Raw genomic sequence first — 17,239 nt, forward strand, 5'->3', positions numbered from 1 at the left:
CAGCTCCGCCGCCGGAGTCGCGGTCGGATCACTTGATGTCCTTGACCTGGACCCACAGCACCGCGTCCTGCGACAGGCGCTTGCCCTTGTGAGTCTTGGTTTCTCCGATGTCGAGTGCGGCGATTCCCCACCAGCCGGCCCGGGGCAGGCCGACGGTGACGACGCCCTGGGCGTCCGCGTATGCGCTCAGGATCTCGAACGCCGGGTGCGGGGCAGACACCTTTGCCTTGCTTCCGAACGCGCCCTTCTCGAGATCGACCGCATGGTTCAGATACTCGATTTCGACCTTGGCGTAGGGGACCGGCTCACCCTTGGCGAGGACGACGCCGCGAAACACTCCGCCCGTCCAGTTGGCGTAGGGCTTGTTAAGGGGTTGGATCTCGACGGGCAGGCCCACAGGATCCGCCCAGTGCCCGGACACGCCGCCCACGTTGACGATCAGCTTCGTGAATTGCTGGATATACAGACCTTCCTCCGCTTCGAGGTAGGGCTCCGGCTCGAGAACGAAGACATGGTCGCCCAGCGGGCGCACCAGTTCACGGGGGATCGATGCCCGGTAGGCGGTCGCGCGGTTCGCGAGGCCCTGCCACTCCACTGGTCGCAGGTACTCGCGCAGATCCGTCTTCTCCCCGCCGTTGCGGCTGGTGAGGTCGAAGGCACGTGGATGCGGCATGGCCATGGTGGGGCCGCCGGAAAACGGGTGCGAGAACACCAAAGCGAACTCCATGTTGCCGCCCCGTCGCAGTGCCGTCTCCTCGGTGTAGAGCACCTGGAAATGAGCCTGGGCCGCGTTGACCAGGCCGAGTGCGGCGGCAGCGAGAGTCTGGAGGATGCGTCGTTTGGTCGTCATGGAGGTCATCACTTTGTGATGTCGGAGGAGTGGAAGGTGACGTCGTGACCGTCGCCGCCGAGGAAGACAACGGAGTAGATTCCAGCCGGGGGGGCGAAGGCATAGGTGTGGGTCTTGTCGAGCACCCCTTCGAACAGCACTCGGCCGCTGGGGTCACGGACCTGGATCTTCCGACCGGCGGCGGCGCTGCCGTCGGAGAAGCCGGCTTCGCATTTCACCGTTTCTTGCTCGAAGAAGCAGTCGAGCACGGGCGCATGGGCGAATGCTGTCTGGCACATCGCCAGCAGCACGGCGATGGCCGTCGATCGCAAGCCGTGGATGGGTTTCATGGATCTTTCTCCTAAGTCCAAAAGGGTCACGGGCGCGGCGAGGCGCCACCGTCGCCCGTCTCGGCGTCCGCTCTCGCAAGGGCGGCGAGCAGGGCGTCCATGTCGTGGGCCACGAGCGTTTCGTAGCTGCGCGCCGCATCGGCCAGCACGCCCGGGTCGCCCGCATCCAGGATCAGCAGCCGCGCGCCGCCTTGCTCGACTGCGTGGACGATCTTCTCGTCGGGCTTCCATCGGTGAACAACGACGCGGATGCCGTGTTCGCGCAGATGCCGAGTCAGCGCCGCGAGGTCGGCGCCGGTCCAGTCGACGTCCTGCTTGACGAACCATCCGTCGACGTAGACGTCGAACTCCGAGAAGAGATAGACAAACTCGCTGGCCAGCGACAACACGCGGGGGTGCTGCAGCTGCGCCAGGCGAGCGCCGTACCGTGCCTTCACCTGCCGCAGCCGGTCTTCCAGCGCAGCGAGGTTGCGCTCGACGCGCGGGGCGTCCGCGGGCGCGAGCCGTGCCAGGTCTGCGGCAATCGACACTGCCATGCGCATCGCGTTGACGGGTCCGAGCCACACGTAGGGCGACAGGCTGCCATCGCCGTTGCGTTCACCGGCCCAGGGGACGTTGTTGATCGGCGTGCGCATCACGGCCACCGATGGCCTGGCGGCGTCCCACGAACGCGAGGCGTCGATCTCGACGATGCGCAAGTTATGGCGACGCGCTGTCGCATACAGCGCGTCGGCGCGCCAGAGGCTGCTCAGGGTAATCACGGCATCGGCCTGCTGGAACACGGCCGGCTCTACGCGCGACAGCGCCTGGGCCTGGCCCTCCATGGGCGCCGCGGCGTCGGTTGGCAGCCGGCGGACGCGAATGGAGGTGCCTTCGTCGAGCGCCGAGGCAAGGGCATGGACGGCCGGCAGCGCCGTGAGCACGGTATGCCCTCTGGTACCCGCGTGGGCCGGCGGCTGGCCGAGCAGCAGCACCGACACCATCAAGAGCCAGAAGCAATGGCGCATGACGAATGACCTCACATGCCCACGCTGCGAAAGCGCGACGCGCTGGCGCGGACGATGGTGGTGAGGACGAACACCGCCGCAGCCGCCAGGACGATGGCACCACCGGTCGGCACCGGCAGGTGGAACTGCATCGGCACCAGAATCCCGACCACGCAGGAGAAGACGGCGATCGCGACGGAGCGCCATACCAGTTCGCCGAGCGAGCGGCTGATGTTGCGTGCCGCCGCTGCGGGGATGAGCAGCAGCGCCTCGACGAGGACGGCGCCGACGATCTTCAGGCAGGCCACCGTCACCAGCGTCACCAGCACGACGAAGACGTACTCCACGCCGCGCACCGGAACGCCGCGCGCGCGCGCCAGGCTGGGATTGAGGCTGGCGAGGAGCATGCCGTTGTACAGCGGCAGGCCGACAATGGCGCAGACCACCGTAACGGCGAGCAGCACGTTCATGTCGGTGTGGTCCACCGCGAGGATGGAGCCGAACAGAACGCTCTCCATCACGTGCGTGTTGATCTTTGCCGACACGAACAGCAGCAGCGAGGCGCCTACCGCCAGCGAGATCGACAGGAACACGCCGATCAGCGTGTCGCTGGGCAGCGTCGTGTGGTGCTGCGTGTACTTGAGCGTCAGCGAGAACAGCAGGCAGAAGCTGAACATCGACACGTAGGGCGAGGTGTAAGACTCGCCGATCAGCACGCCGATGGCCACGCCGGTCATCGCGGCATTGCCGACGGCCTGGCTGAAGAAGGCCATGCGCTTGATCATCACCATCGAGCCGAGCACCCCCAGCAGCGGGCCGATGAGCAGCGCGCACAACAGTGCATTGATCACGAACTCGTACTGGAACGGCTCCGGCAGGGCGCCGCTGGCAGCGAGCGCCTGCAGATGCTCGCCCATGAACGCATAGAACGGCGTCACTCCTGCGCCTCCAGCGCGTAGGGTGCACTTGCCCTGTCGAGAACCTCCGCGGGCGTGCCGTGAAAGATCACCCGGCTGCGAATGCCGGTGACGCATTGCGCAAGCCGCCGGACCTGCGCCAGGTCATGGTTGATCCAGAGGATGGTGACCCCGTCGGCATGCAGTTGCTGGACCAGTTCCTCCACGACCTGAATGCCCGGCGCGTCGATGCCGGCCGTCGGCTCGTCGAGCACCAGCAGCCGTGGCGGGGGATTGAGCGCCTGGGCCAGCAGTACGCGCTGACGCTCTCCGCCGGACAGGTTCCCGAAGGGGGTGCTCCCCTTGTCCGCGACGCCGGTGCGCGCTAGGGCCGCAGCGGCGGCGGCCTTGGCTGCGCGCGGGGAGGCCAGGAAGGCGGGCTTGCGCTGGCAGAGCAGGGCCATCAGGTCGTTGACGGTCATCGGCACGTTGCGGTCGAAGTCCGGCAGTTGCGGGACGTAGCCGAGCGGCTGCGTGGTCTCGCCTTCGAGCCGTATCGAACCGGTATGTGGCATCTGCCCGAGCAGGGCGCGCACCAGCGAGGTCTTGCCGCCGCCGTTCGGGCCCACCAGGCAGTGAAGCGCGCCGGCTTCCACCCGGAAGTTCACCTCGTCGAGGATCCGTGTGCCCCCCAGCTGCAGCGAGACGCGATCGAACACGAGGGCCGGCCCGCGCATGGATTGCCCGTTTCTCATTTCCGGCTGTAGTCGACGGCCGCGGCCAGGGTTTCCAGATTTTCGCGCATCTCCACCTCGAAGCGGTCGGCGGTGTAGGGGCCGCCGCTGATGTGGGACAGCGCGAAGACCTTCACGCCCGTTGCTTCCTCGATGGGCTTGGCCAACCCGCTGGAGAAGTACTTTTCGGCGAACAGGACGCGCACGTCGGCCTTCTTGATGGCCTCGATGGTGCCAGCCAACTGCCGCGCGGTCGGCGCGACGCCGTGTCGGGGTTCGATGACGGCGCTCACGAACAGGCCGAACTCCTGCATCAGGTAGTCATAGCCGGCGTGCGTCGTGGCGCAGCGGAACGACGACAGGTCCATGCCGGCGAAGCGGTTCATGAACTGCGCGCGCAATTCCCGGATCCGCCCGGCATAGGCCAGGGCGTTGCGCCGGTAGGCGGCCGCATTGTCCGGGTCGAGTTCACCGAGCCGACGCGTGATTTCAAACACCTGCTGGATCGCCGCCGTCGTGGAGACGAAGGTGTGCGGGTTGACCACCTTGGCGCCGTTCGGGTCGCCGCCGATGGGGATGAGGGCCACCGAGGCGTTGGCATGGATCAGCGGCAGCGTTTCCTTGCGGCCGGCGGCCTTGACGATCTCGAAAGCCCATTCGTCGTGGCCGATGCCGTTGACCACCAGCACGTCGAGCTTCGTGGCGCGTGCGATATCGTCCGGCTGCGGCTGGTAGCTGTGGGGGTTCGCATCGCCAGCGATGAGCGGAATGACTTCCGCCCGGTCGCCGACGATGTTGGCGACGAAGCTGTAATACGGGTGCAGCGTGGCGCCGATCTTGAGCTTCTGGCCAGTTGGCCGGGGCGGGGGGGTTGCCTGCACCACGGCCGGCAGCAACGCGAGCATCGCGATGCAGCGGCGTCGCAGCATGCGAGGAGAGAGCTCCACGATCGTCACGAGTTGCCTTTCACGCGCTCGACTTCGCTGGCACCGTCGTAGGGGATGACCTGGCGCCAACCCTTGCCGACCAGCGCTTCGGGCTTGACGATGCCTGGGTACGGCGCATTCGGGTCGGGGTGGACCCAGATCGTGGCCTGATTCGCCCACATCACGCCGGCATGAGCGTGCCCGATCACCAGCAGGTAGGCACGCTGGCCCTTGGCGTGGCCTCCGAAGCCGTGGTAGACGGCGGCGCCCGTTCCTTGCGTTCCCTGCGTGACCTTGCGTGCCGCTGCGGCCTCCGCTGGTTCGATGGCATCGGCCTTGCCGTCGTGGGCCTGATGGGTGCCGGGCAGGACCAGTTGCCAGCGTACTTCGCCGTTGGTTTTCCAGAAGGCGTCGCGGAAGAAAGGCGGCAGCAGAATGGCCTGGGCGCGTTCCAGCGTGATCCAGCCCCCGGTGTCGTTGTTGAACCAGATGATCTCTTCGCCGGCAGGTAGCAGCGCGCCGTGGATGGCCTGGTCCACCGGCCCCAGGCCGTCGAAGGAACGGACCTGCCAACTCAGCGGTGTGGGTGGACCGGATTTCTGCGGCCTCAGCAGCACATAGCTCGCCAGGCTGCCCACCACCGCCAGGACCGCGAGCAGCAGGAGCAGTGATTCCGGCCGGCCGGAGACGGGGTGGACGGTCCTGCCGCCGCGACTGTCGTTTGCCGTCATGGAGAAGTGCAACGGGAGGACTGTACGAGCCGACCCGTGGATCATGAGGCGAATCCGATCCAGCGGCCCAGGAAGACCACCACCGTCCACAGCGCCAGCGAACCGAACCCCGCAGCGCGCGCTTGACCTGGCGCCGGCAGTGCCGTGTCCCACTCGCCGATCCGGCGATAAGCGCCCATGTGAAAGACCGCCATGTTGACGCCGGCCAGGAAGATCGCACCCATCTTCCACCAGAAGTAGCTGTTCTCCGCGTAGGTCGTGGCGTTGGAGACGAACATGAGCAGGCCCGTGAGAACGCACAGCGCGAACGCTACCCAGGTGTAGGGCAGCAACTCCTGGATGAGCCGATGTGCGCTGCGGCGGTGCGATGCGTATCCGATCAGCCGAAGATCCACGATAGCGATGGTGCCGAAAACGAGGGCGATGCCGATCACGTGCAGCGACTCGAGGACCGGAAAGGTTGAACCCGATTCGCGGATCAAGGTGGCCAGACGGGTGTCCTGGATCGCCTGCAGAGTGGTTTGAATTTCCATGGGGAAGACCGAGGAGCGCTTGTTGAAAACGGACTAGATCGTGTAGGCGATCCAGCGGCCGCAGAAGATCACCGCAGACCACAGCAGGATCGACACCCATGCGGCAGGCTTGACCAAGGGGGGGCTCAAGGCGTTGTGCGCGTCGGCGGTGCGGCGCAGCAGGGGGCGCCGGATCAGCCAGGTCAGCGAGAACACGCCCACCACCAGTGCCATCTTCAGCCAGAAGGTCGTGTTCTTGAGCACGCGGTCCGGCTCGCCGACGGTCATGATCAGCCCGGTCGCCAGCAGCACGATCAGCGCGTTGCGCATCCACGGGTAGTACCTGCGCACGACCGCATCAAGGGGTTCGTCTGTGGCCAGCACGCCGGCCAGCCGCAGATCGGACACCACCGCCGAGCCGAAGATGACGGCGATGGCGAGGATGTGAATGCTCTGGACCAGGGGCACGATCCAGAGAACGTCTCTGATCATCGTGCTCAATGGCGACTGGTAGAGCCAGGTGATGAGGTGTTCAGGTGACATCGTTTCGTCTCTCAAAAATTGGCGACTAGAAGTCCTGCGGCTTCGCCGTCGGCTTCAGGCTTGCCGCATCCTCTGGAAGCAGATAGCCCTCCTGGACAGACTGGCGCTTGGCTTCTTCGAATTTCCGCTCGTAGTTGCTGAAACTGCCGTAGCGCCTGAGCAGCTCTTCCTTCGAGTACGGCAGCTTCGTGTCGTAGATCAAGCCGCAGCCGGTCTCCTGATCGGTGAGATAGGCCGCGCTTGGCACCCTGATCCAAGGGGGACGTACACCACCCACCATATTGCCGGTCGCGGCGTCGCGGGCAGCCCCCTTGCCTTCGCGCGTCACCCTGGGCGCCTTGGGCATGGGCTTGCCTTCGCGCACCCAGCGGTCCATGCCGTCCAGGAGCGCCGAAGCGATCAGTTCCACCGGCTCGTCGTACAGCGTGCGGCAGCGCGGGTCATCGCCCTTGCCGACGTCGGCCGCGAGCTGCTCGGTGTGTTCGGTGCCGAGGTCGGCCAGCCGAAGATGCGGCGTGCCGGTCACTTCGTAGTAGCGCAGCCTGGGGCGGTTGGTGTCCGGCGGCAGGTCGATGCCTTCGATCGCGTCGTGCATCAGCTCGGATTGCGTGTAGATGGTCACGAACGGTGCGCCGTCGGGCATCTTGCGCGGCACCCGGATGGCGTCACCGCCGACTTCGCCATAGGACATGCGGCCGGTCATGTAGGCATCGATCAGCGGACGGCCGTTGCGCATGCGCCATTGCTGGTGGCGGCCTTGGTCGAGGTAGTCCATCCAGACCTGCGCCGTCACTGCCCAACTGTTGACATAGACGCGCCGCACGTCCAGACCGCCCACCGGCCCGAGCGGTGCGCGGGTCCTCAGCAGAAGCGCGAGTTGCGCTGCGATGCCCTGAGATTGGGGAACGAAGGGGTCGGGCCCGTCGCCGCGCTTGAAGCGCGCCGGGTCGTAGTAGGTGCCCAGCGGTGCATAGCGCGCATAGTCGAAGCGGCGCATGAACTCGAAGTTCACGATCTTCCCGTACCGGCCGATGGCCTCGGCTTCGGCAGCGGATGTCTCCGAGATGAATTTGGGATCGACCTCGGGCTTGTTGATGTTCAGCGTGTAGCCAACGTAGGCATACCCGCGGCGCAGCAGGAAGTCGCGCGTGAGGATCCATCCGGCACCGCGCTCTCCGAACCAACTGAACGGCTCGATCACCACAGTGCCATTGAAGCGCGCGGGATCCGCGGGCTTGCGCACCAGAATGCGCGTGGTGTAGGGCGCCTGGACCAGCGTCTCGCCGGCGGCCGTGATTGCCGGCGCAACGCCTTGCAGGTAATACTCTTCTTCGACGTAGCCATGCTTGGCGAGGTCGCTGTACTCCGTTCCCTGCCGCTGCGCCGACGACAAGGCCGGCTGTTCAGAAGCAGGCACGAGCACTGCTGTGGGCATGCGCGGCACTTCCGCTAGCGCGGTGGCTGCGAGCGTCATCGACAGGAACGCGCCGAGCAGCGCTGGCCGTGACGCCGTGAAGGGCATCATCTGTTGCATTCGAGCGGGCTTCCGGGAGAGCTTCGGTGAATGGATCCGCATGGCTTCATTCGCGGCTGAGGGACGCCTTGCCCTCTTTGTCGATCACGATCTGGTTGTTCTCGCAGACGTATTCCTGGATCTTGTAGTCGGACCGCTTGTATTCGAAGGTGAACCGGTACGGGGTGTTGAGTACCTCGGAGTCCTCGATCAAGACCTGGTTCTCCAGGTGATCCGGATCCCGCAGCCGGATGCGTTCCGTGATCTTCATGTCCTTGCCGTGCGGCACGTTGTAGAAAGTCACGTCCGTTCGAACGCCTTGGGTCTCAACGACGAGCGTGTTGCCTTCCCAATGGCCGCGCGAGTGGCCCTGATAGGCGGGGTCCAGTTCCTCCTTAGCGGGCATGGGCTCGTTCAAGAGAATCCGGCGCACTTGCTGGAGGTACTCGCCCAGGACGATGACCTGCTTGTCGTCGTGAATGATCTGGATCGGAAAGAGCGCAGCCATCAAAGTCGGCATGCCTTCGGGCAGGCACTTGGCGCTCGTCGTGGCGAGCGGCGTTCCCGCCTGGTTCGCCGCGGCCTGCTTCTTCTTCAACTCGGCGTAGGCCTTGGCATAGGGTTCCTTCAGGTCCATCGGTCCACCGGGATGGACCGGATCGTCCGGGTTCTCGCCGAACCAGTCGTCGGGTGTCCGTTCCCAGGTGCCGCTGATGTCGGGGTGTGCCGCCCCGCCGCCGCCAGCGCTTTCGGTGGTCTTGATGTACGTCCCGATGGCAATCGCCAGGAGGATCAGGAGGATCGCTGCCGCGATCAGGCTTCGTTTCAGCTTCATCGAGAAGTCTCCGTCTGCGGCACGCTCGGCCCGGTTTTCATGAAGCGAGGCATGGCCAGGCTTCAACCGCCGCCCGTCAACGTGCCGGACGCCACCTTGATTTCAATGAGCAGGCCGCCGAGGTCTCCACTCTTAAGCGGGTGGAACGAGACTTCCGCGCTCTCGCCCTCTTTGATCGAATCCGATCTCCAACCGGTCCGCTTCAGTGCATTGACACTGCCGGTTTCGATCTTGAATCGTTGGGGCGGCGGGCCAGGCGCATCGATGTAGATGGTCACGTGCGGGTTGGTCCACGCGAACCGGCCGACGACACCCTTGATCTTCGTCGTCTGGGTCTGATCGAAGATCGCGAACGAATGATGCGCGGCCGCTGCGGACGGCAGGACACCGCAAGCGACGAATGTCATCAGGCAAAACTTCCTGCGGGACAGCGGCGAGGGGAGCGAATTGATCATGGCAGGTATGGATGTCGTTATGCCTGCCGAGAATATGAATTCGCTTCCGCTAGGCGATAGCCCAAAACGGCAACCGTCGCGGTGGGTTAGGGAACTCCCTTGGGGGCATGCGGTGCATACCGCATTTGGCCGCGGCGAGCGCGTACACGGGGGGGCGGCAGCCGGCCAGGCCTTCCCAGTTGCTGATTCGGGCTACCGCACCCGTTGCGCACGACGGAACACTCGCGCTCGCCTCATGGACTGCCCGCGCCGGCGACATGCCGTCGCATCGCATCGAAGTCACGCAGCGTCGCGCGGCAGCACGTGGGTATCTCAATCCCCCACTCAGGAGACCCCATGCGCTCGACCATCTACATCCCTTTGCTTTCCGCTGCAGCGCTTTGCACGCTGGTGTCGCAAGCGCAGGGATTTGAACTGTACAAGGACGGAGAAACCTATCTGAAGACGGAGTTGAAAGCCGGCTATGGGCTCTTTCATACCAAGCGCAACTACATCGGTCAGCAAGGCGGATTTCGATGGCAGGAGGGTTTTGTCAAGTACGGTTTGAGTGGTGCCACTGACCGAATCGGTAGCGGTTCGCTGTACGGTGCCTTCAGCCTTCTCAGCTCAGCCACCTGGGGAGACGGCGATCCGGGGGGATTCACCACAGGGCGCGAGCGCCGCACCGCAGTGGAAGATGCGTATGTCGGCTGGAAGTCGGGAAATCTGTTTCCCGCGCTGGGGACGGATGGTATCGACATATCAGTGGGCCGCCAGGTCGTGAAGGCCGGCTCCGGCTTTCTGATCAACGACGATGGCGTCAATCCCGGCAGAGGCCTGGAAGCAGGCCGCTACGACCGCGGCGGCGCCTACTATTTCGGCCAGCGCGTTTCATTCGCCCGAACAGCGGTGCTTCGACTGGGAGGAAGCGAGGGCCTGCACGGAAGCACCATGTGGCTCAAGTCGGACAATCGGCTGCAGGCCAATACGGAACTGGCCGCTGGGACCCTGGACTACACGGGATCGGCAGGGACGGTCGGTCTGACCTATGTGCATGTCCTGGATGTCGACAAGCACTACGCCATCAGTCCCTCCCGGCTGGAACGCAAGGGCATGAAGGTCTACAGCATCCGAGCGGAGGGCAGCGCCGGAATAGACGATGCCGACTTCGCTGTCGAGTATGCCTACCAGAAGAAGCGATCCCGCACGGACAACGCGTGGTATGCCGAGGCGGCGTACACCTTCTCGGAGATGGCCTGGAAGCCATCGCTAAGCTTTCGCCATACGCGCTACTCGAAGGAGTTCGACTCGTTGTTCCAAGGTGGATTTCGCGGTCGGTATCAAGGAGAGGTTGCATCGAACTACGCCTTCTCCTACAACTTCAATACGCGGGTCAACGACGTGGCGCTGACGGTTCGACCAAGCGAGACGCTGACTGCCACTCTGATGTTCTTCGATTTCAGAACGCTGGCGGATCGATCGGTCTTGAATCTCGACGCGAAGGAGTTGGCCCTCTACGTGGATTGGGCCATCACGGAAAACCTCACGATCTCCCCGATCATCGGTGTCTACAAACCTCGAAAGTACCAAGCAAATGGCGGCAACCAAAGCGGCAGCGCATCGTCGAATCCCTATTTCAAGCTGATGTTCACAGCAACGTTCTGAAGCCATCCTCGCGCCAGCGCATGCGGCTTTTTGGCCATGCGCGGCGCAGCATCAGACTCACTCACCTCCTGCCGGGCTCGAGTGGTGGAACGAGCAGGCAGCAGCCTGCAGGCCTGGCAACGATTGCGCTGCTTCGGGCGCGAGATGCGCGAAGCCTTCTGCCTAGCGATCGGTTCGACGACGACGACGACGACGACGACGACGATGACGATGACGATGGCTCTTACAGCATGCGACGCAAGACATCGCTGCGTGGATCGCGGTCGAAGAGTCGGTGCTTGATGGCGCCCACGACATGCAGCACGATCAGTCCGAGCAGCGTGTACGCAAGCACCTTGTGCAACCACTGGAAGACGACGAACCAGTTGTCGTTTTTCGGCAGGAGCTCCGGGATATTCACACCGAAGAAGAAGACGCCGTCGCTCAAGGTGAATGTGCTCGACATCGAATAGCCCATCAGGGGCACGATGACAAGGAGGGTGTACATCCCCCGATGCACAAACCTCGATAGAACTTGCTCGTACCGGGCCAGGGTTTGCGGCGGCTGCGGCAGCCTGGGCGTGCGCAGGCGGACGGTGATCTGCACCAGCGCGACCAAGATAGCCAGCAATCCGAAGGACTTGTGCCACGGATAGTAGACCTCGAACTTCGACGCGACCTCGTCATCGAGTCCTGTCATATGCCAGCCCGCCCAGAGGAGACCCAGGATCAGGATCGCACGCACCCAATGCAGAATCCGCAGGGATGCTGGATACCGATCGACGTCCTCTTGATTCGTTTGATTCATCATAGCCTTCATGTCGCTTTCAAGTGCCAAGGATGGTTACCACTCGGGCGGTCGCTGCCTTCCGTTGAGACCGCGCAGGCGCTGTGTCCGTGCTGGATCTCAAGCGGGACGCAGCGCTGTCACCACTCCTTGGCGTAGGCCAGCGCGCGCCACGTCCTTCGCGCGGCCATCCAACTGCCGCAGGGCTATGCCATCGAGACGGTCGTGGCCGTGGGAAAGAAGGGCGACCCTGCTGTGCTGCCCGACGGCTTGTTCCGCGCGTAGCCTGCTCCTGCCGCACCCGGCCCCGGACCGCGTGGGTCCGTGCCGAATGCGGCGTTCGGACCCGCGGCGCTCAGCGTGCCGACGAGTCCTTGGCGCCGGCGTCTGCGACCACGCCCTGGCGCGAATACATCGTCGCACGCCCCTGGCCGTCCAGCACTACGCCGGTCAGGGGCAGGCGGTCTTCCCGCGTGCGGGCAGCGAAGCTCGCACCCCCGTCATCGCTGTTTAGCACCAGTCCATCGAGCCCCACGCCGATGATCTTCGAGCCGGCACCGGCGAGGGCGGTGATGGACGACTCCGTGTGCGTGTCCACGCGCTGCCAGTTGGCGCCGTCGTCGAAGCTGCGGTACATCGAGCCGCGCAGCCCCGCCACCAGCAGCGCGCCGCCGGGCGCCGCAGTGCCGCTCCAGAAGGAGCCCGCATAGCCGGTCTTCATGTACTTCCAGCTGCGGCCCTTGTCGTCCGAACGCAGCACCATGCCGCGTTCCCCCGGCGCGAACAGCTGTCCGCGCGCGTCGGCGAACAGCCCGAACAGGTTGAGGTCGGCGCGCTTGCCGCCCTCCGGCGGCGCCAGCTCGACAGGCTGCCAGTGGGCGCCGCCGTCCTCGGTGCGCAATATGAGCGACCACAGGCCCACCGCCACGCCCTGCTTCTCGTCGAAGAAGTGCACGGCGAAGAGCGGGCGATCCTGTTTCGTATCGCTGCGCTGCACCTGCCAGGTCTCGCCGCCGTCCGTAGTGTGCAGGATCACGCCCCAGTGGCCCGCGGCCCAGCCGCGACTGGCATCGATGAAGGAGACCGAGGTCAGCGCCACGTCCACCGGCACCTGGCGCGCCTGGCGGTGGCTGCGGCCGCCGTCGTCCGACAGCAGCACCACGCCATGGTCGCCCACGGCGACGATGCGCTCGCCCGCGCGCGTGCTGGCGAGCATCGTGGCGCGGCCAGCATGCGCGGCGCGAACCGCGGGAACCAGCACGGGGGCGCCATCCGCGGCGGGCCCCTGTGCCTGAAGCGCCCGCCCGGCGCATGCCAGAGAAAGTGAAACGAGGGCACCGGCCATTGCCGTGCGCGCAAGGAGGGAAGTCGATTTCATCTTCGATCGTGAGATGGATGTCAGTGATGCTGCAGCCCGGTCGCCCGCACCGGCTTGCCGCGCGGGAAGAGTCTTTCGAGCCATACCGCCATGGCGGGCAGGGCGGTCATCGCCATCACCATGTTCACCATGAACATGAAGGCCAGCAGCTTGCCCATGTCGGCCTGGAACTTCAGCTGCGAGAACGACCATGTCGCCACGCCCACGGCCAGCGTTATGGCGGTGAAGATGGTGGCCGTGCCCACTTCCAGGATCGCGTGCTCGATGGACTTGACGATGGTCTGGCCCGCGGCCATGTGCATCAGCAGGCGGTTGTAGATGTAGAAGGCGTAGTCCACGCCGATGCCCACGGCCAGCACCATCACCGGCAGGGTCGCCACCGTGAGGCCGATCTGCAGCTCCTTCATGAACCAGTAGCCGATGAAGGTGCCCACCGTGAGCGGCAGGCAGCAGGCCGCCACGGCGCGCAGGTCGCGGTAGACCAGGAACACCAGCACCACGATCGCCGCGTACACGTACAGCATCATGGGCAGCTCGCTCTTTTCCACCTCGTCGTCGATGGCCGCCAGCACGCCGGCGTTGCCCGCGGCCAGGCGGATGTTCACGCCGGGCATGGGATGGCCGTCTCTAAACGCCTTCACTGCGTCGATCACGCGCTGGATGGTGGTGGCCTTGTGGTCGGTCAGGAAGAGGTTCACCGCCGTCATGCTGCAATCCTTGCGCATGGTGCCGCGGATGCGCGCGATCTCGGTGGACAGGGCGGCGTAGTTGGCCGAGTCGATAGGCACCACGGCCATCTTGGGATTGCCTTCGTTGTAGCCCTCGTTGTACAGGCGCAGCTGCCCGGCATACGACGAGATCGACAGCACCCCCTCCACCGGCTGCATCGCCCAGACGAAGCGGTCCTGGTAAAGGCCGATGTTCACGTTGCCGCAGCTCTCGGGCGGCGCCTCGAAGACCACGGTCAGCCAGTCCAGGCCCGTGTCGAAGTTGCGCGCGATGGAGGCGGCATCGCGGTTGAAGCGGGCGTCCTCGCGCAACTCCGGCGCACCGGGCTGCAAGGTGCCGACCACGCGGTCGCGGCTTTGCCACACGGCGGCGCCGAAGACTACTACGGTGACCAGCAGCATCGCGGCCGCCGGGCGCGGCTGGGCGAGCCGGGCCAGCACGCGCAGCCAGCCCGAGCGGCGCTCGCGCTGCAGCAGGGCTTGGTCGGCGAAGTCGCGGCTCACCTCGAAGAAGGAGGCCGCCACCGGCAGCATGACGAGGTTGGTCACGATCTTGTAGGCCACGCCCAGCGAGGCCGCGATGGCCAGCTCGCGCACCATCGGGATCGGGATCATCAGCAGCGTGACGAAGGAGACGAAGGCCGTCACCAGCGCCAGCGTGCCCGGGATCAGCAGACCGCCGAAGCTGTCGCGGCAGGCCTCGTAGGTGGTATGGCCCTGCGAGATGCGCCGCACGATGTAGTTGATCTGCTGCACGCCGTGCGACACGCCGATAGCGAACACCAGAAAGGGCACCAGCACCGCGAGCGGATCGAGCCCGAAGCCCAGCAGCCGCAGTGTGCCGAACTGCCACACCAGCGAGGCGAGCGAGCAGGCGATGGGCAGCAGCGTGAAGCGCACCGAGCGGCAGTACCAGTACACCGCCCCGGCTGTGAGCAGCAGCGCGACCAGGCAGAACTTGAGCACCGACTGCGCGCCGTCGGCGATGTCGCCGATCTGCTTGGCGAAGCCGATGATCTGGACCTCGAAGTCGCCGTCCTCGAAGCGAGCGCGGATCTGCTCTTCGAGCAGGTGGTTGTAGGCCACGTAGTCCAGCTTGCGGCCCTGCGCGTCGTACTCGGCCAGCTCGGCCGTGACCATCGCGCTGGTCTGGTCGCGCGACACCAGCGTGCCGATGAAGCCGCCCTGCGCCGCCGCGCGCTGGATGCCGGCGATGATCTCCGGCGTGAGCCGCTCGGGCGTGATGGTGGCGTCGATCAGCGGATCGGCGCGAAAACCCTCCTCGGTGATCTCGTTGACGAAGCTGTTGGGCGTCCACATCGACTGAACCCCCAGCCGCTCGATGCCCGGCAGGTAGGTGACGGCCTGAGTCACCTCGTACAGGCGCTTGAGGGCTAGCGCGGTCCAGATGGTGCCGTGGCGGGCCCTGACCACCACGTTGAGCCGGTTGGCACCCAGCACGTCTTCGCGGTAGGCCTGGAAGGTCTGGATGTACTCGTGGCCCGAGGGCATCTGCTTGTCGAAGCCCGCGTCCATGCGCAACTGCGCCGCGAACCATGCCATGGCCAGCGTGAACAGGGCCAGCGTGATGAGGATGCCGCGGCGGTGCGAGAAGCAGAAGGCCTCGAGCCGCTGCACGGCGCGATGCAGCGTGGAGCCGGGGGCGGAGGCGTGATTGGGATCGGACACGAAGTGCTTTCAGCAGGCGGCGCCGCCACCGCCGCGCGGGCGGTGCACGGCGCGCCGGGTCAGAAGTTGCGCGACAGGGTGAGGCCCACGAAGTTGCGGTCGCGATAGGGCTGGTCGAACACGCGCTTGCCGCCGAAGAAGGCCGCGTAGTTGATCGAGGCCTGCCACTTCGCCGGGTTCCGCACGAAGGTCACGACGAGGTTGACGGACTTGGCGCCTTCCATCAGCTGCCCCCCGCCGTTGGGCGTGCGGCCCTTCACGGCCTGGAAGTAGTACACCTCGGGGATCACCTGCCAGCCGGGAATCAGCGTGCCGTCGTAGACCCAGCTGAAGTCCAGGTTGTAGCCCCACGCGGTCTTCGACCCCACCGGCTGCGGCGTGCCCGCGGCGCTGAACTCCTGGCCCCAGCCCCATGCGCCGGCGGCGATCGGATCGGGCCCGTAGTACTTCTTGAGGTTGGGGTAACGCACCACCACGGCCTCGGCCATCAGCGTCGCCGTGTCCGCGCCGAGGGCGCGCAGCACGCCGGGCGCGTTGCTCGGCGTGAGGCTGAGCATGCCGGTCAGGTGCCACTGCAGCTTCTTCTCGTCGACCCAGCAGTTGCCGTTGTTGAACGAGCAGCCGCTCGCAGCCGGGTTCAGCGCCACGGCGTCGCGCGGACGGTACGACAGTTCCGTGCCCACCGACCAGTCGCCCACCGGCATGTTGGCGCTCAGGCCATAGAGGCGGCGGTTCTCGGGGTAGGCCCAGCCCGGGCGGCCGGTGCCACCCGCGTTGGTGCTGAAGTTCAGCGACTTGTCGTTGTAGTTCATCACGTAGGCGCCCAGGTTCAGCTGCGTGCCCTCGGGCTGCCATTTGAGGGCGGTGCCCCACTGCCCGCCGTTCTTCGGCTTCGTCTCGATGAGGCCGTAGGCATCGTGGCCCTTGCCCATGCCGTTGGCCACCGACCAGTAGGAACCGGTGGGCGGCATGTAGTTGCCGTTCCATCGCGCCTGCACGTAGGCCTCGAAGTTCAGGCCGTGGCCCAGGCCCGTGGCGAAGCTGGCGATGGGCGCGGGCAGCACCGCCTCCTTCAGCTGCGTGCCGGGCTGCGACAGCCGCATGATGTCCAGCGCGTTGGTCGCGTTGATGCCGCCGGGCAGGAAGAGGCTCTCGCCCCAGCTGATCACCTGGTTGCCCACGCGCACGCGCGCCGTCTCGCCGCCGAGCTGGAAGGTCTTGCTCACCCAGAAGTCCAGCAGCCGGGCCTTGAAGCGCAGGTCGCCGCGCGCGTCGCTGGCCAGGCCGTCCGGCAGGTACTGCGGCGCGGCGCCGCTGGTGTAGCCGGAGGTGTGGGTGGCCGTGAGGTCGCGCATCCAGTTCACCCGACCGAGGAAGGTGATGTCGTCGGGCATCTTCAGGAGCAGCTCATGGCTGCCCTTGACGTAGGTGGTGAAGGCGTCACCCTTGCGGTAGTTCAGGTTGCCCTGGTCGCCCAGCGACGAAGTTGGCGCTAGGCAGCCCGCGGGCGCGCCGATGCCGGCGGCACCCTGCGTGATCAGCGTGCACGAAGGGTCTTTCGCGCGGATGCCGGTGCCGATCGTGATGGTGGAATCCAAGCTCCCCCGCACGTTGTCGGTCTCGAAGGTGAAGGCATGGGTGGCCCCCGTCGCTGCGAGTAGGCAGGCGACAGGCACGGCGCCCAGCCGGGCGAGGGTGCTGGAGGGGCGGGCGGTGAAGTTCAT

17 protein-coding genes are annotated in these 17,239 nt (G+C 65.7%); 1 reads left to right on the forward strand and 16 read right to left on the reverse strand.

The window, feature by feature from the left end:
• Positions 1-28 precede the first annotated feature (28 nt).
• From ACTJLF_RS08565 to ACTJLF_RS08620, 12 genes are all read right to left on the reverse strand, one after another.
• Positions 29-850 carry a DUF4198 domain-containing protein gene (locus ACTJLF_RS08565; protein WP_440882868.1) on the reverse strand — a complete coding sequence of 274 codons (822 nt, stop codon included), beginning with the start codon at positions 848-850 and terminating at the stop codon, positions 29-31.
• An 8-nt stretch (positions 851-858) separates the two neighbouring features.
• Entirely contained in the window at positions 859-1,179 is a 321-nt protein-coding gene (locus ACTJLF_RS08570; RefSeq protein ID WP_440882869.1) for a hypothetical protein, read from the reverse strand.
• A gap of 26 nt (positions 1,180-1,205) precedes the next feature.
• Complete coding sequence (locus ACTJLF_RS08575) at positions 1,206-2,186, reverse strand: metal ABC transporter solute-binding protein, Zn/Mn family (protein WP_440882870.1); 981 nt, start codon at positions 2,184-2,186, stop codon at positions 1,206-1,208.
• Between the two features lie 11 nt (positions 2,187-2,197).
• Positions 2,198-3,103: a metal ABC transporter permease gene (locus tag ACTJLF_RS08580; protein WP_440882871.1), complete on the reverse strand. Its 906-nt coding sequence runs from the start codon at positions 3,101-3,103 to the stop codon at positions 2,198-2,200.
• Positions 3,100-3,798 carry a metal ABC transporter ATP-binding protein gene (locus tag ACTJLF_RS08585; protein WP_440882872.1) on the reverse strand — a complete coding sequence of 233 codons (699 nt, stop codon included), beginning with the start codon at positions 3,796-3,798 and terminating at the stop codon, positions 3,100-3,102. Before ACTJLF_RS08585 ends, ACTJLF_RS08580 begins: the two co-directional genes overlap by 4 nt.
• Positions 3,799-3,812: 14 nt before the next feature.
• Complete coding sequence (locus ACTJLF_RS08590; protein ID WP_440882873.1) at positions 3,813-4,751, reverse strand: metal ABC transporter solute-binding protein, Zn/Mn family; 939 nt, start codon at positions 4,749-4,751, stop codon at positions 3,813-3,815.
• Entirely contained in the window at positions 4,748-5,452 is a 705-nt protein-coding gene (locus ACTJLF_RS08595; RefSeq protein ID WP_440882874.1) for a DUF6162 family protein, read from the reverse strand. The genes ACTJLF_RS08590 and ACTJLF_RS08595 overlap by 4 nt, the downstream gene beginning before the upstream one ends.
• Positions 5,453-5,493: 41 nt before the next feature.
• Positions 5,494-5,985, reverse strand: a complete 492-nt coding sequence (locus ACTJLF_RS08600; protein WP_440882875.1) for a DUF6644 family protein — start codon at positions 5,983-5,985, stop codon at positions 5,494-5,496.
• Between the two features lie 33 nt (positions 5,986-6,018).
• Positions 6,019-6,507, reverse strand: a complete 489-nt coding sequence (locus ACTJLF_RS08605) for a DUF6644 family protein (RefSeq protein WP_440882876.1) — start codon at positions 6,505-6,507, stop codon at positions 6,019-6,021.
• Between the two features lie 25 nt (positions 6,508-6,532).
• The gene (locus tag ACTJLF_RS08610) at positions 6,533-8,041 is read right to left on the reverse strand and encodes an alpha/beta hydrolase domain-containing protein (RefSeq protein ID WP_440882877.1); all 1,509 of its coding nucleotides are present in this window, start codon (positions 8,039-8,041) and stop codon (positions 6,533-6,535) included.
• Positions 8,042-8,087: 46 nt separating this feature from the next.
• The gene (locus tag ACTJLF_RS08615) at positions 8,088-8,855 is read right to left on the reverse strand and encodes a hypothetical protein (RefSeq protein ID WP_440882878.1); all 768 of its coding nucleotides are present in this window, start codon (positions 8,853-8,855) and stop codon (positions 8,088-8,090) included.
• 62 nt (positions 8,856-8,917) lie between these two features.
• Complete coding sequence (locus ACTJLF_RS08620; RefSeq protein ID WP_440882879.1) at positions 8,918-9,310, reverse strand: DUF6152 family protein; 393 nt, start codon at positions 9,308-9,310, stop codon at positions 8,918-8,920.
• A 336-nt stretch (positions 9,311-9,646) separates the two neighbouring features.
• Between ACTJLF_RS08620 and ACTJLF_RS08625 the strand changes: the two genes are divergently transcribed.
• Positions 9,647-10,954: a hypothetical protein gene (locus ACTJLF_RS08625; protein ID WP_440882880.1), complete on the forward strand. Its 1,308-nt coding sequence runs from the start codon at positions 9,647-9,649 to the stop codon at positions 10,952-10,954.
• A 223-nt stretch (positions 10,955-11,177) separates the two neighbouring features.
• On the opposite strand, the gene ACTJLF_RS08630 is transcribed toward ACTJLF_RS08625, so the two are convergent.
• The 4 genes from ACTJLF_RS08630 to ACTJLF_RS08645 all read right to left on the reverse strand — a co-directional run bounded on the left by ACTJLF_RS08630 (position 11,178) and on the right by ACTJLF_RS08645 (position 17,239).
• A complete protein-coding gene (locus ACTJLF_RS08630) occupies positions 11,178-11,771 on the reverse strand; it encodes a cytochrome b (RefSeq protein WP_440882881.1) in 594 nt (197 codons plus the stop codon).
• Between the two features lie 304 nt (positions 11,772-12,075).
• Entirely contained in the window at positions 12,076-12,936 is an 861-nt protein-coding gene (locus tag ACTJLF_RS08635) for a WD40/YVTN/BNR-like repeat-containing protein (protein WP_440882882.1), read from the reverse strand.
• A 182-nt stretch (positions 12,937-13,118) separates the two neighbouring features.
• Complete coding sequence (locus ACTJLF_RS08640; protein WP_440882883.1) at positions 13,119-15,515, reverse strand: efflux RND transporter permease subunit; 2,397 nt, start codon at positions 15,513-15,515, stop codon at positions 13,119-13,121.
• Between the two features lie 59 nt (positions 15,516-15,574).
• Positions 15,575-17,239 carry a DUF1302 domain-containing protein gene (locus tag ACTJLF_RS08645; RefSeq protein ID WP_440882884.1) on the reverse strand — a complete coding sequence of 555 codons (1,665 nt, stop codon included), beginning with the start codon at positions 17,237-17,239 and terminating at the stop codon, positions 15,575-15,577.

This window comes from Variovorax sp. 22077 (genome assembly GCF_052044195.1).
In the GTDB taxonomy this organism is placed as follows: Bacteria; Pseudomonadota; Gammaproteobacteria; order Burkholderiales; family Burkholderiaceae_C; genus Variovorax; species Variovorax atrisoli.

What these genes read in the sequence shown, in the direction of transcription:
- ACTJLF_RS08610 (WP_440882877.1), bottom strand. Translation starts at nt 8,041, where the DNA reads ATGCAACAGATGATGCCCTTCACGGCGTCACGGCCAGCGCTGCTCGGC.
- ACTJLF_RS08635 (WP_440882882.1), bottom strand. Translation starts at nt 12,936, where the DNA reads ATGCTCGCCAGCACGCGCGCGGGCGAGCGCATCGTCGCCGTGGGCGAC.
- ACTJLF_RS08565 (WP_440882868.1), bottom strand. Translation starts at nt 850, where the DNA reads ATGACGACCAAACGACGCATCCTCCAGACTCTCGCTGCCGCCGCACTC.
- ACTJLF_RS08645 (WP_440882884.1), bottom strand. Translation starts at nt 17,239, where the DNA reads ATGAACTTCACCGCCCGCCCCTCCAGCACCCTCGCCCGGCTGGGCGCC.
- ACTJLF_RS08605 (WP_440882876.1), bottom strand. Translation starts at nt 6,507, where the DNA reads ATGTCACCTGAACACCTCATCACCTGGCTCTACCAGTCGCCATTGAGC.
- ACTJLF_RS08570 (WP_440882869.1), bottom strand. Translation starts at nt 1,179, where the DNA reads ATGAAACCCATCCACGGCTTGCGATCGACGGCCATCGCCGTGCTGCTG.
- ACTJLF_RS08615 (WP_440882878.1), bottom strand. Translation starts at nt 8,855, where the DNA reads ATGAAGCTGAAACGAAGCCTGATCGCGGCAGCGATCCTCCTGATCCTC.
- ACTJLF_RS08575 (WP_440882870.1), bottom strand. Translation starts at nt 2,186, where the DNA reads ATGCGCCATTGCTTCTGGCTCTTGATGGTGTCGGTGCTGCTGCTCGGC.
- ACTJLF_RS08620 (WP_440882879.1), bottom strand. Translation starts at nt 9,310, where the DNA reads ATGATCAATTCGCTCCCCTCGCCGCTGTCCCGCAGGAAGTTTTGCCTG.
- ACTJLF_RS08585 (WP_440882872.1), bottom strand. Translation starts at nt 3,798, where the DNA reads ATGCGCGGGCCGGCCCTCGTGTTCGATCGCGTCTCGCTGCAGCTGGGG.
- ACTJLF_RS08595 (WP_440882874.1), bottom strand. Translation starts at nt 5,452, where the DNA reads ATGACGGCAAACGACAGTCGCGGCGGCAGGACCGTCCACCCCGTCTCC.
- ACTJLF_RS08625 (WP_440882880.1), top strand. Translation starts at nt 9,647, where the DNA reads ATGCGCTCGACCATCTACATCCCTTTGCTTTCCGCTGCAGCGCTTTGC.
- ACTJLF_RS08600 (WP_440882875.1), bottom strand. Translation starts at nt 5,985, where the DNA reads ATGGAAATTCAAACCACTCTGCAGGCGATCCAGGACACCCGTCTGGCC.